The organism is Paenibacillus sp. J22R3 (assembly GCF_056269305.1).
Map to the genome: position 1 here is coordinate 1597911 of NZ_JBWDNS010000001.1, position 12794 is coordinate 1610704.

At 50.1% G+C, this 12794-nt stretch carries 13 protein-coding genes; 6 read left to right on the forward strand and 7 right to left on the reverse strand.

All coding sequences use genetic code 11. The features are described from left to right. The first annotated feature begins 185 nt into the window (after nucleotides 1–185). Complete coding sequence (locus AC0YN4_RS07490; protein ID WP_475780076.1) at nucleotides 186–1088, forward strand: DUF1385 domain-containing protein; 903 nt, start codon at nucleotides 186–188, stop codon at nucleotides 1086–1088. Between the two features lie 32 nt (nucleotides 1089–1120). After that, complete coding sequence (locus AC0YN4_RS07495; RefSeq protein WP_475779299.1) at nucleotides 1121–1420, forward strand: hypothetical protein; 300 nt, start codon at nucleotides 1121–1123, stop codon at nucleotides 1418–1420. A 69-nt stretch (nucleotides 1421–1489) separates the two neighbouring features. Here AC0YN4_RS07495 and mntR read toward each other — a convergent pair whose 3' ends face one another. Beyond that, nucleotides 1490–1912, reverse strand: coding sequence for a transcriptional regulator MntR (mntR, locus tag AC0YN4_RS07500; RefSeq protein WP_090976945.1), 423 nt, complete (start codon nucleotides 1910–1912; stop codon nucleotides 1490–1492). 184 nt (nucleotides 1913–2096) lie between these two features. Between mntR and splB the strand changes: the two genes are divergently transcribed. Continuing rightward, a complete protein-coding gene (gene splB, locus AC0YN4_RS07505; protein ID WP_475835467.1) occupies nucleotides 2097–3167 on the forward strand; it encodes a spore photoproduct lyase in 1071 nt (356 codons plus the stop codon). A 170-nt stretch (nucleotides 3168–3337) separates the two neighbouring features. On the opposite strand, the gene AC0YN4_RS07510 is transcribed toward splB, so the two are convergent. The 6 genes from AC0YN4_RS07510 to yidD all read right to left on the reverse strand — a co-directional run bounded on the left by AC0YN4_RS07510 (nucleotide 3338) and on the right by yidD (nucleotide 9451). Next, nucleotides 3338–4051 carry a cytochrome c biogenesis CcdA family protein gene (locus AC0YN4_RS07510; protein WP_475835468.1) on the reverse strand — a complete coding sequence of 238 codons (714 nt, stop codon included), beginning with the start codon at nucleotides 4049–4051 and terminating at the stop codon, nucleotides 3338–3340. Between the two features lie 21 nt (nucleotides 4052–4072). Continuing rightward, nucleotides 4073–4879: a metal ABC transporter permease gene (locus tag AC0YN4_RS07515; RefSeq protein ID WP_090976949.1), complete on the reverse strand. Its 807-nt coding sequence runs from the start codon at nucleotides 4877–4879 to the stop codon at nucleotides 4073–4075. Further along, nucleotides 4880–5680: a metal ABC transporter ATP-binding protein gene (locus AC0YN4_RS07520; RefSeq protein ID WP_475779296.1), complete on the reverse strand. Its 801-nt coding sequence runs from the start codon at nucleotides 5678–5680 to the stop codon at nucleotides 4880–4882. Between the two features lie 16 nt (nucleotides 5681–5696). Beyond that, the gene (locus AC0YN4_RS07525; protein WP_475835469.1) at nucleotides 5697–6656 is read right to left on the reverse strand and encodes a metal ABC transporter solute-binding protein, Zn/Mn family; all 960 of its coding nucleotides are present in this window, start codon (nucleotides 6654–6656) and stop codon (nucleotides 5697–5699) included. 120 nt (nucleotides 6657–6776) lie between these two features. Further along, nucleotides 6777–8795: a methionine--tRNA ligase gene (gene metG / locus AC0YN4_RS07530; protein ID WP_475835470.1), complete on the reverse strand. Its 2019-nt coding sequence runs from the start codon at nucleotides 8793–8795 to the stop codon at nucleotides 6777–6779. A 380-nt stretch (nucleotides 8796–9175) separates the two neighbouring features. Beyond that, the gene (gene yidD, locus AC0YN4_RS07535; protein WP_475779293.1) at nucleotides 9176–9451 is read right to left on the reverse strand and encodes a membrane protein insertion efficiency factor YidD; all 276 of its coding nucleotides are present in this window, start codon (nucleotides 9449–9451) and stop codon (nucleotides 9176–9178) included. 241 nt (nucleotides 9452–9692) lie between these two features. On the opposite strand from yidD, the gene AC0YN4_RS07540 reads away from it, so the two are divergent. Genes AC0YN4_RS07540 through AC0YN4_RS07550 form a run of 3 tightly spaced genes read left to right on the forward strand, consistent with a single transcriptional unit; the run spans nucleotide 9693 to nucleotide 12782 of the window. After that, the gene (locus AC0YN4_RS07540) at nucleotides 9693–10688 is read left to right on the forward strand and encodes a Gfo/Idh/MocA family protein (protein ID WP_090976959.1); all 996 of its coding nucleotides are present in this window, start codon (nucleotides 9693–9695) and stop codon (nucleotides 10686–10688) included. A gap of 31 nt (nucleotides 10689–10719) precedes the next feature. Then, nucleotides 10720–11697 carry an AraC family transcriptional regulator gene (locus AC0YN4_RS07545; protein WP_256208365.1) on the forward strand — a complete coding sequence of 326 codons (978 nt, stop codon included), beginning with the start codon at nucleotides 10720–10722 and terminating at the stop codon, nucleotides 11695–11697. After that, nucleotides 11694–12782, forward strand: a complete 1089-nt coding sequence (locus tag AC0YN4_RS07550) for a Gfo/Idh/MocA family protein (RefSeq protein WP_090976961.1) — start codon at nucleotides 11694–11696, stop codon at nucleotides 12780–12782. The genes AC0YN4_RS07545 and AC0YN4_RS07550 overlap by 4 nt, the downstream gene beginning before the upstream one ends. Nucleotides 12783–12794: the final 12 nt, after the last annotated feature.

Genomic DNA, 12794 nt, shown 5'->3' on the forward strand with positions numbered 1-12794 from the left:
GCAAATCGGAACATTCGGCATTTCAGGGAATCGATGCTACTCGCAATCAGCACGTGAATCAAGTACAATAAGGAGAGAATTCGAAATTATTCATAGACGCAAATGTCAAACTAAAGGATGGTGATTCGCCCTTGTCTCAAAGCTCGCAAAATATTTATGGCGGACAAGCCGTCATTGAAGGAGTTATGTTTGCAGGAAGACATGCAAACGTGACTGCGGTTCGTCGCAAGAATAATGAAATCATTTTCTATGAAGTACCACGCACGACAAAACCATGGATTCAGAAGCTCAAAAAAATACCGTTGCTCCGCGGCGTAGTCGCAATTCTTGAATCAAGCGCCAAAGGATCACAGCATTTAAATTTCTCGATGGAATCGTACGCGGAAGATGAACTGGAAGAAACGAAAGACGGCGACAAACCAAGTGCAACCAAGGAGAAGAGCGGCTGGAGCCTCAGCATGATTGTCGGGGTTGCGATTGCGGGGATCTTATCCTTCGTGTTCGGTAAGCTGATCTTCACTCTTGTACCGGCACTTCTCGAACAGTTGCTCTTCGAACGAGCTTTCGAGAATATAATATTACACAACCTTATCGAAGGATTTATCAAAATCCTGCTTCTGCTCTCTTATTTATATTTCATCTCGCTCACACCGATCATCAAACGATTGTTCCAGTATCACGGCGCGGAGCATAAAGTAATAAGCGCTTACGAAGCCGGAGCGGAGCTCACGGTTTCCAATGTACAACGATTCACACGCTTGCATTACCGCTGCGGAAGCAGTTTCATCGTGTTCTCCGTATTGGTCGGCGTGATCGTATATTCGTTCTTCCACTGGGATTCCTTATGGGAACGGATTTATCTTCGCATCCTGTTGTTGCCGGTTGTCCTAGGCGCATCTTACGAAGCGCTTCGATTCACAAATGCGCTGCGCGATCTGCCTGTACTTCGTTTCCTTGGTTACCCCGGGCTATGGCTTCAGAAGCTAACGACGAAAGAGCCTACGGATGAGCAAGTGGCTGTATCGATCGCTTCCTTCAATCGTATGCTGGAGCTGGACGGCCAGGTAGCCAAAACCACACAAGCCTAATAGTAAAGATTTGGGAAGGAAGGGTGAAGGTCATGCCACGTAAAATGAGCCTTCTGTCAGTCATCATCCTAGCGCTTGTCGTCATCGGTATCATTAGCCAAACGATAAGCAATCCCTACCAGCTTATCATCCCGGTCGTCGTATTCGGTGCTATCTACCTGCTCTACAAATTCCCTCCGGGCGCCGCTGCAAGAGCGAAAGTCAAGCCGCGTTACAAGACCGGAGCGCGAAAGGACCAGCAGCAGGCAAGCAAGAGTAAAACTCGTAAGAATATGCCGTTTCGCGTGATCGAAGGCGGCAAGGATGATGACAATTTACCTAAATATCATTAACTGCAACAATTATAAGGGGCATCCCTAAGCGCCATGACTATCATGACGGCTTGGAGATGCCCCTTTGTTTTACTCGTTATTCAAGTCAGCGTGCACGGCCTTGAATGCTTCCATGCGCGATGGGTCGCGCCTGAAGTATTCGACCAGCGTTTCGATGCAGGTGATCGAATCCCAGCTCAAGTGATGTTCGATCCCTTCCACATCTTTATAAATGTTCTCGTCTTGTACCCCTATAAGTGTCAGGAACGTTTCGAGCAAATGATGCCGCTCCACGAGACGTTTGCCCATTTTCTTCCCTTTATTGGTCAGCACTAGGCCGCGGTACTTCTCATAGATCAGATAGCTGTCTTTATCCAGCTTCTGAATCATCTTCGTTACGGAAGAAGGATGAACCTCAAGTCCCTCCGCAATATCGGAGACCCTCGCGTACCCTTTCTCGTCGATCAATTTATAAATTCGTTCTAAATAATCCTCCATACTCGGAGTAGGCATTCCACTTTCCTCCATTCACCGTCATCCTGTACGATAGGACCATCCTCGCATCACTCTTAGTATCATACACCGCCCGCCATATACGCCGCAACCTGTCGCACTTAACTTTCCATGTTTGCTTTGTGACGGATTTCATCAAACTAATGCTACCTTTCGTTTGAATCCTAAGGAGGCATTACTCAACTTGAGTACAACTGTGTCTGAACGACCACCCGTAAACATACGTGTACATGACTCCTTTATTCCGGAGCTTGTTTATTTCGAGCCTGCCGCGCTTGACTACCCTAAAGGTAAGCGGATTATGGAATGGGTGAAGTCAATCGGTATTCCTTACAAAATGACGACCTCTCATAATCGAATTACCAATTTACCGGGCGAAACCGAGCTGGAACAGTATAAAATCGCGAAAAGAACGCTCGTCGTCGGCATCCGCAAAACGCTCAAATTCGATACATCCAAGCCATCGGCCGAATACGCCATCCCTATCGCAACCGGCTGCATGGGTCATTGCCATTATTGTTATCTTCAAACGACATTAGGTGCCAAGCCTTATATCCGTATTTACGTGAATACCGATGATATCATACAAGCTGCCAAGGGTTATATCGATGAACGCATACCGGAAATCACGAGGTTCGAAGCCGCTTGTACCTCCGACCCGGTCGGTCTTGAGCCGATTTCAGGCAGCTTGCGTGAGCTCATTACATTCATGGCCGGACAAGAGTACGGCAGGCTCCGCTTCGTTACGAAGTATCACTATGTAGATTCATTGCTGGATATTAAGCATAATAATCATACTCGCATTCGTTTCAGCGTGAATGCCAATTATGTCATCAAGAACTTCGAGCCGAACACCTCTAGGTTCGAACAGCGCATCGAAGCAGCTGCCAAAATCGCCAGAGCCGGCTACCCGCTCGGCTTCATCATTGCACCGATTATCTGGCATGAAGGCTGGCAAGAGGGCTATGCAGAACTCCTCTCTTCCCTTGCTGCCGCCCTTCCGAAGGATGCCTCATCAAATTTGACATTCGAGCTCATTCAGCATCGTTTCACCAAGACAGCGAAAAACGTCATCGAGAAGCGTTACCCTCGCACCAAGCTTGAGATGGACATCGAGAAGCGCAAATACAAATGGGGCCGCTGGGGACAAGGCAAATACGTATACCCCGATGAACAAGCAGAAGCGCTCCGCATGTTTATCTCGGAGCGCATCTTTGAACATTTTGAAGATGCTAAGATTGAGTACTTTACTTGATGGTTTAAACGGGAGGCTTCAGAACGAAGGGATGTGCCTGCGGCTGCTGTTGATTGGGGGTTATCTGGGAACTTCAATAAATATCCCCCTATCAAAGGCAGCACGTAAACTCTCCGGTCACAATCCCTTCGTTTCTTCCGTCCCGTTAGAAACGGTAATTGAAAGTACTCTTAGAACTTCAGCCAATCCGGCGTGATCGTGTTCAGCCAGATTGTGATTTTGGTCATCCGGTCGGTGAAGAGCAGGACGCCCATGAGCAGCATGACGGCGCCGCCGATCTTCATCATGATGCTGGAGTAGCGAACGATCCATCTGGTTGAGCCAATGAAGAAGGCTAGTACGAAGAAGGGGATCGCAAACCCGAGTGCATAAGCGGTCGTGAGCTGGAACCACGTTCCCGGCTCGGAAGCCGCCATTAGCAAGATGCTGGCCAGAATCGGACCTGTACATGGCGACCAGCCTGCGGAGAAGCCAATGCCGAAGATAAAGGATGCAAAATATCCGGAACGATTGGTTTTGAGCGGGATTTTCATTTCACGCAGCAATAATTTCGGCTGAATCAGTCCCATTAAGATAAGGCCCATCAGAATGATAAGTACGGCAGATAGCTGCCGAATTAACGTTTGATATTCGGAGAATAGCTCTGCGAATGCATTGGTGCCATAGCCAAGTGTATAATAGACCACCGAGAACCCTAAGATGAAGAAAAAAGTATGGGTCATCGTGCGAATTCGAACTTCCTTGCCGGGATGCTCGCTCTTCAGGTCGCTTACGGATACGCCGGTTATATAGGACAAATACGACGGGTACAACGGCAGGCAGCAAGGAGAAATAAAGGAAGCGATCCCTGCCCCGAAAGCAGCCCATATCGTTACGTCAGACATATGTACTCACCTCCATCATCATCATCCTGCGCTAAATTTCCGTCTGATGGAAAGAAGCAGCAATAGAAATACAATTAACAACATCACAATCGTACCGCCCGGCGCCAAGTTCCATACTCCTGCAACGAGAAGACCGATCGTAACCGCAAGCTCTGCGATGACTACTACCGTGACTACCGATTGCCTGAAGCTTCTTGCGATGATCAGGCTGCAAGCCGCCGGAATGGTAAGCAGCGCGGATACTAATAGCGCTCCGACGATCTTGATCGACACGCTGATTACGAGCGCCGTAAGGACGCTTATCATGAAATTAAAATAACGCGTCGGCAAACCGCTTACGGCTGCTGCATCTTCGTCGAAGGTGAGCAGAAACAACTCCTTCGCATGAAGCGCTACTGCGAGTAGAACAACGACGGTTACGACTCCGATTAATATGAGATCTACCGAATCAAGCGTATAGATGCTGCCGAACAAATAACCGCTGACACTTACGTTAAAGCCTTTGCCCATTGTAAACAGCAACGATGCGAGCGCTACGCCGCCTGACATAATGATAGCGATTGACAGCTCTGCATAGGTCTTGTACGCTTTGCGCAGCTTCTCAATGGCGAAGGTAGCGGCAAGCGCGAATATAAGCCCCATCGCCACAGGGTATACGCCGATCAGAAATCCAAGCGCAACCCCCGCTATCGAAACATGCGCTAACGTATCCCCGATCATGGAGAGTCTTCGCAAGACAAGAAAAAGGCCCATGAGCGGGGCCGTGATACCAATGAGCACGCCCCCGATCAGCGCCCTCTGAAAAAATTCACTCGTTACGATATCCACCTAAACGCCTACTTTCCCTCTCTCCATGGAATGACGCAGCTCTCGTAAGCTGTGCGTCAAATTCGTTTCCACACAATCCTCCAGATCATGGGAATGCTTCACGTAAAACTTGATTTTGCCGCATTGCTGCTTAGGCTGCTGACCCAAATAAGATCGGATCATCTCCATATCATGCGAAACCATCAGGAACGTAATGTTATGGTGCTGATGCATATGCTTGATCAGGTGGAAGAACCCTTCCTGTGTCTCCGAATCAATACCGACCGTCGGCTCATCCAGAATAAGCAGTGCGGGATTGTTGATGAGTGCGCGCGCCAGAAATGCACGCTGCTGTTGCCCTCCGGACAGCTGCCCGATTCGTTTGCCTGCCAAGTCCTCGATCTTCATCGCATGCAGTGCCTCGTCGCACTTGATCCCATCCGCCTTCGACACCCTCTTAAACAGCTTGTTGCGGCTGTATAAACCGGATAATACGACTTCGCGCACGGTGGCCGGGAAGAGCGGATTAAATGAATTCTTCTGCGGTACATAGCCGATTCGGTTCCAATCTCTAAACTGACCGACAGGCTCTCCGAACAGCTTGATCGACCCGTTTGTCGGTTTCAACAAACCTACGATCATACGCAACAGTGTCGTCTTCCCTGCACCGTTCGAGCCGATTAGCCCCACGAAGTCCCGCTCCTGGATCGAAAAACAGACATCATCGATGACCGGTTTCTGCTCATAGGCAAACGAGACATCGTTTAACTCGATGATCGGCTGATGGCATACAAATGGCTGTTGTTGCTGCTTTGTCTGCATCCTTGTTTCCTTCTTTCTATTGTAAGGCTTGAACTAGATTTTGCAAATTTGCCTTCATTAGAGAGAAGTAATCTTCTCCCTTGGCTTCCTGCTCCGGCGTAAGCCCTTCAAGCGGGTTAAGCACCATCGTGCTGACGTCGGCTTCTCTGGCAAGCGTCTTTGCTAACTCATCGGATACCAGCTCTTCGAAGAAGATATACTTGATTCCGTTGTCCTTCACATACTTGGCGATGCGCAGCAAATCCTGTGCCTTCGGCTCAGCATCAGGGGACAACCCCATTATAGCCACTTGTTTCAGTCCATAATCACGGGCCAAATATCCAAATGCCTGATGCGACGTAACAATATCTTTATGCGGTGCTGCGCTTAGCGCCTTCGTATACGAGTTATCCAGCTCCGTTAGCTTCGCTTGCAGCTTAGCATAGTTGGATTCGTAATCACTCTTGTGCGACTGATCTGCCGCAACGAAGCTATCCAGTACGGTCTTCGCCATAATAAGCATGGACTTCGGGCTCACCCACGTATGAGGATCGACATGATGGCTATGCTCATCGTCATCGTGACCTTCTTCCTCTGCCTCCTCCGGATTACCGGAAATCTTCACAATATCCTTGCTTGCTTCTAGGGTTATCACCTTCGTATCGCTCGGCAGGCCTTCCAAGAAGTCATCGACCCAGCCTTCTAAGCCTGCACCGTTATACAGAAACAGCTGGGCTTCCGAGGCCGTATCCAAGTCACGGCTCTTCGGACTCCAATCATGCGGCTCTACGCCGGCCGGAATCATATTAATGACATTCGTGCCGCTGCCTCCGATTTGCTCAGCGAGGAAGTAGAGCGGGTAGAAGCTTGTTACCACATTCAGTTTCCCCTCTACAAGCTTGCCTTTCGACGCGGAGCCGCAACCTGCGAGTATAAAAGCAAGAAATGCCAGCATAATCGCTGACAGTGCCATGGAACGGAATAATTTCGAATTCATGCGAACTGCACCTCTACTTCTCATAATCGTAAACATTACAATTTGATTATATAGACGCCTATATGCCCTGTCAACAAGCAACCGCCGGAGCATAGCGCTCCGGCGGTTCATCGTTCATGCTTATTTCACAATTGCGCCATTAGGCATATCTTCAGGCACAGTTGCCAGTGTCAATTGATCTCCGTGAGAAGCGGCGAGAATCATGCCTTGCGACATTTCGCCGCGCAGCTTAACCGGCTTCAGGTTGGTCACGCAAATGACTTTGCGTCCTACAAGCTGCTCCGGCGTGTAGAATTTGGCGATCCCGGAAACAACTTGGCGTTGCTCGTAACCGAGGTCCAGCTGCAGCTTCATCAGCTTATCTGCCTTTGGAATCGGCTCGGCAGCTATGACTTGCGCAACGCGCAGCTCAACCTTGGCGAACTCGTCAATGGCGATCTCTTCTTTCGCTGCAGGTGCTTCTGCCTCTGCTGAAGCAGATGGAGCGGCCTGAGCAGCTGGTGCAGCTGCAGTATCAGCAGCTGCCGGCTCGGCTTCCGCCGGCGCAGTACCGCCGCCCATCGATATCGCGATAAACGAAGTTTCCTCCGCTACGTCGAGGCGCGGGAAGATCGGATCGCCTTTCGCGACTTTCGTTCCGCCCGGGAATTGACCGAATTGCTTCGTGCTGTTCCAATCCGTTAACGCGCCTTCAGTAAGTCCAAGCTGAGCGCGGATCTTCAGCGGTGCATTCGTCAGGAACGGCTGCAGCAGAATCGAGATGATCCGGAGCGCTTCCGCCAAGTGGTGCATAACGGAAGCGAGCTCGCCGCGCTTCTCTTCGTTCTTAGCAAGCGTCCAAGGCTGGGTTTCATCGATATATTTGTTCGTGCGGCTGACAAGCTGCCAAATCGCAGTCAGGGCTACGGAGAACTCCATACGCTCCATTGCCGCTTCAACCTGCTCAGCTGTACCGACCGCCAGAGTAGACAATGTCTCATCGAACGCTGTTACATTGCCGTCATACGCTGGAACTTCGCCGCCGAAATACTTGTCTATCATCGCAATCGTCCGGTTTAGCAAGTTGCCGAGATCATTCGCAAGGTCAAAGTTGATTCGTTCCACGAAGTTCTCAGGTGTGAACGTACCATCCGCACCAAACGGCACTTCGCGCAGCAAGTAGTAACGGAGCGCATCAAGACCGTAACGGTCAATCAACGTTACCGGATCTACGACATTGCCTTTGGACTTCGACATTTTGCCATCCTTCATTAGAAGCCATCCGTGTGCGAAGACTTTCTTCGGAAGCGGCAGATCAAGCGCCATCAGCATGATCGGCCAATAGATCGTGTGGAAACGAACGATTTCTTTGCCGACCAGATGAACGTCAGCCGGCCAGAACTTGTCGTACCGGGACTGATTGTCTGACCCATAACCCATCGCCGTAATGTAGTTCGACAGCGCATCGATCCATACATACACGACATGTTTCGGATCGCCTTTTACTTTGACGCCCCAATCGAAGGTCGTACGGGACACCGCCAAGTCTTCCAGACCCGGCTTAATGAAGTTGTTGATCATTTCGTTCTTGCGGGATTCCGGCTGAATAAACTCCGGATTCTCTTCGTAGAACTGCAGCAAACGATCGGCGTACTTGCTCATCCGGAAGAAATAGCTCTCTTCCTTCACAAGCTCAACCGGACGTCCGCAATCCGGACAGTTTCCGTTCACCAGCTGACGCTCCAGGAAGAACGATTCGCATGGGGTACAGTACAAGCCTTCGTAGTTGCCTTTATAGATATCGCCTTGCTGCAGCAGCTGATCGAAGATTTGCTCCACGACTGTTTTATGGCGATCTTCGGTTGTACGAATGAAATCATCGTTGGAAATATCAAGCTTCTTCCAAAGCTCTTTAATCGTCACGACAATATCGTCGACAAACTGCTGAGGCGTTTTCCCTTTCTCCTGCGCTTTGCGTTCGATCTTCTGGCCGTGTTCGTCAGTACCCGTCAAATACCAAACGTCATAACCGCGCAGACGCTTGTAGCGGGCCATCGCATCGCCTGCCACCGTCGTATACGCATGACCGATATGGAGCTTATCGCTCGGATAATAGATGGGTGTCGTAATATAAAAGGTTGGTTTCGTCGTTTCACTCATTGTTTCTCGCTCCTTATTCGGGTTTAGTCTGAATCATAAACGCAAAAAAAGCTTCCATCCACTATGGGACGAAAGCTTGTCGCTAACGCGGTACCACCCAATTTTCTCTCCCCGACATGCTGCTCCGGAGAAAGCTTCATTAGAACCATCTGCCTGCACATGCAAAGCGATGGTCTTCAAACCGATAACGAGGTCAGTCGCCGCACCCTTACTTCAGCCACTAAATCCGGGGCTGAGCGCTCGAGCACGAGTTCTCCGGGACCATCTTCCAAAAGCTGCACCTTGCCGGCTTCCACCTGTCCCGGCTCTCTGGTTAGGTCATCTCTCTTGTACTTATCCGTTCATCGAACATCCTATTGGTAATGATTCTCTTGCGAAAACTATACCGAATCTTGCGTATCACTGTCAAGGCCGGCAGAAGCCTGCCTCTCTCGTTCTTCGCGGGTCGGCGGCACATAATCGATGCCTCCGGGATGAAACGGGTGACAGCGGCAAATGCGTTTGGCTGCCAGCCAGCTTCCGCGAAGCGGACCATGCTTATCGATCGCTTCCAGCGCATAGGCAGAACAGCTCGGATAGAAACGGCAGGTCGGCGGCTTGATCGGCGAAATAAACCGGCGGTATACGTGAATCGGTGCTTTAATGATCGCTCGCATGGCCGCAGCCTCCTTTTGTTCTATTTTGACCTAATTTCATCTTAACGTCAATTTAACATGCGCTTAAACACACCCCACACTAGCAATGTCGTAATTTTATAGTTAATATGTCATAGTAACGTATTTAACAGCGGTTTCAATTGTGTTAGGGTTAAACCATGTCGCATAATCAGAGCAAGAAAAACTGCGATCGCACGACATCATTACCCAAATCCAAGCAATAAACAGGAGGAATTTCTAAATGATTCGCGTAGGAATGCTTAGCTATTGGCATGTTCATGCCTGGGATTACACCAAACAAGTTCAAGGAAATCCAAACACAGAGATCGTAGCTGTATGGGATGAGCTGCCTAACCGCGGTCAAGAAAATGCGGACAAACTCGGCGTGCAATTCATTGCTGACCTGGATGAGTTGCTTGCACGCACAGATATCGACGCTGTCGTTGTGGATACACCAACTAACATGCACCGCGACGTAATGGTGAAAGCTGCACGCGCCGGCAAACATATTTTCACAGAGAAAGTTATTGCTCCAACGCTTAGCGAAGTAAACGAAATTATCGCTGCTGTTAATGAAGCAGGCGTGAAATTGACGGTTTCCCTTCCGCGCATCAATGATTCTTACACACTTGCTGCACAAGAAGTGCTTAGCAAAGGTCTGCTTGGCGAATTGACTCAAGTGCGCGTTCGCTTGTCCCACAACGGTGCGACAGCTGGCTGGCTGCCTGAGCATTTCTACAACTTGGAGCAATGCGGCGGCGGCGCTCTGATCGACCTGGGCTGCCACCCGGTTTACCTGACTCGTTTGTTCCTCGGCTTGCCTGAGAGCGTTAATGCGACTTTCGGTCACGTTACAGGCAAAGAAGTCGATGACAACACCGTTACAACATTGCGTTATGCAAACGGCGCATTCGGTATCGCGGAAGCGGGCTTCGTTAACGCGTGCTCCCCATTCTGCTTTGAAATCCACGGTACAGACGGATCGCTTCTATACGGCTTCCCGGATGAAGCGGTTCGCGTACGCAGCACTAAATCGGATTCGCCGCAAGAGTGGGTTACGATCGAGCAACCGGCTAACCGCATCCCTGCTTTCGATCAATGGGTAGGTCATATCTTGAATGACACAACTGCCGATGAGAACATCGCGCTTGCGATCGATCTGACGAAAATCATGGAAGCTTCCACGATTTCCGAGAACGAGAAACGTTCGGTATCCCTGTCCGAGCTGAAAAACTAAACAAAATTCCGAAGAAGGAGGTGGCAGCGCCTTGGCTAAACCGTTTACGTACTCCATCATGGCAACTCGCAGTGATGAAATAGATCGGCTGGACATTCAGTTCCGCTGGGGAGGGTATGGCTTTCGCGTGCTTCGCTGCCATCTCGCTACCTTCTCTCCGGGCAAAATCGTTCGCTTTCATAAGCATTCGGAATACGAGTTTCATTTCATTCCTCGCGGTAAAGGCACAGTTATTATGGAAGACACCGTCCACCAGCTGCATGAAGGGCTGTTTTATTTAACCGGTCCCAATGTACTCCATCAACAAGAAGCGGATGCCCGCGAAGCGATGGATGAACTGTGTCTGCATATCGATATCGTGCCGATCCAAGAAAGTGATGACGAGGAAAGCTGGGGAGATCCTTGGGAACGCCATGAGGCGGAGAATTGTATTCAGGCGCTCAACAATTTGCCGCTGCGTCCGCATGTCGACCAGTACAATGCAATGTCTTGGTTTCTGTCGGCTTACCGAGCTTGGACAGAAGGACAGCCTGGTGCCTTCTCTTCGATCAAGCAATCGATCATCCAGATCTTGCTTCGCGCATCGCGAATGTCGTCGGTGCCTAACGCTACCTTCAAGCCGCCGTCAAGGAATATGAATGAACACCGGTTCCGCATTGCCACCCAGTTTATTCATGACAACTACGCGCAGCCATTAACCCTTCAAGAAGTTGCTGAACGTATTCCAATTAGTGCAAGGCAGCTGCAGCGGATCTTCCGCGAGCAAGGTGAGGAATCATTTAGTGCGTATTTAGAAAATTACCGGCTCTCTCAAGTATGCTCCGCGATTATCGAAGGTCAGAATCCGATCGAGCATATTGCGCTTGAGCATGGTTTTGCCAGCAGCAATTATTTGTATTATGTCTTCAAGAAGCGGTTCAACATGACGCCGAGACAGTTCCGCATTCAGCATACGTCGGTGAAGTCGTCCGGAATGGACGAGAAGTTAAAGGAGATGAATCGAAGTTGACCACAACGAAGCCTATTCGAATTGGGATTATCGGAAGCGGCGGTATCGCACATGCTCATGTTCGGCAATATAAACAGTTACCGGGCGTTGAAATTGTTGCCGTCGCAGATGTCATTCCGGGCAAAGCCAAACAATTTACGGAATCGCTCTCATTGACAGATACGCAAGCTTTTGACAGTCACCGCAGTATGCTGGAATTGGATCTGGACGGAGTAAGCATTTGTACGCCTAACGTTTCGCATCATGCCACGACGGTCGATTCCCTTCGTGCCGGCAAACAAGTCCTGCTTGAGAAGCCGATGTCCGTTACACTTGCAGAAGCTGTTGACATGGTGCAAACAGCTCGCGAAACAGATCGCATGCTGACAATCGGCTTTCAGCCGCGCTATGACCCTAATATGAAGCTTGTACAGGACATCGTGCAGTCCGGCAAGCTCGGCAATGTCTATTACGTTGAAACCGGCGGCGGACGCAGACGCGGTATGCCTGGCGGCACATTCATCAGCAAAGCACTCGCTGGTGCAGGCGCAATGGCGGATATCGGCTGCTACTCGCTTGATATGGCCTTGAACGCACTTGGCTACCCGCGCCCGCTTACCGTTTCGGCTTTTACAAGCAATCATTTCGGCACGAACCCGCTCTATCATCCCGAAGCAAGCAAGTTTGAAGTGGAAGATTTCGGCGTTGCGATGGTCCGTTTCGAGAACGATCTCGTGCTTCAGTTCAAGATCTCTTGGGCGATGCATATGGACTCACTCGGCTCCACGATGTTCCTTGGCACAGATGGCGGCCTCAAAGTCACTCCTCATGGCACCGGCAACTGGTCCGGCGTTTGGGATGGCAAAGTCGGCAGCATGACGCTGTACCATGATTTCATGGGCCAGCAGACATCTACTCCTGTTCCTGCTATTGAGCACAATAAAGACCTGTTCTTCGAGAAAGTCCGCGACTTCGTGGATGCGATTCGCGAAGGCCGCCCTGCCCCGATCCCGGGCGAGCAAATTATGATTCAACAAGCGATTATCGACGGTGTTATTCGTTCCGCAGAGCAGCGGCGCGAAGTTGAAATCGTATTGCCTTGGTAAGCTGATAAGCTG

Coding starts and splice junctions, on each gene's coding strand:
- AC0YN4_RS07495 (WP_475779299.1), top strand. CDS start 1,121: ATGCCACGTAAAATGAGCCTTCTGTCAGTCATCATCCTAGCGCTTGTC.
- metG (WP_475835470.1), bottom strand. CDS start 8,795: ATGAGTGAAACGACGAAACCAACCTTTTATATTACGACACCCATCTAT.
- mntR (WP_090976945.1), bottom strand. CDS start 1,912: ATGCCTACTCCGAGTATGGAGGATTATTTAGAACGAATTTATAAATTG.
- AC0YN4_RS07490 (WP_475780076.1), top strand. CDS start 186: ATGTTTGCAGGAAGACATGCAAACGTGACTGCGGTTCGTCGCAAGAAT.
- AC0YN4_RS07510 (WP_475835468.1), bottom strand. CDS start 4,051: ATGTCTGACGTAACGATATGGGCTGCTTTCGGGGCAGGGATCGCTTCC.
- yidD (WP_475779293.1), bottom strand. CDS start 9,451: ATGCGAGCGATCATTAAAGCACCGATTCACGTATACCGCCGGTTTATT.
- AC0YN4_RS07540 (WP_090976959.1), top strand. CDS start 9,693: ATGATTCGCGTAGGAATGCTTAGCTATTGGCATGTTCATGCCTGGGAT.
- AC0YN4_RS07525 (WP_475835469.1), bottom strand. CDS start 6,656: ATGAATTCGAAATTATTCCGTTCCATGGCACTGTCAGCGATTATGCTG.
- AC0YN4_RS07520 (WP_475779296.1), bottom strand. CDS start 5,680: ATGCAGACAAAGCAGCAACAACAGCCATTTGTATGCCATCAGCCGATC.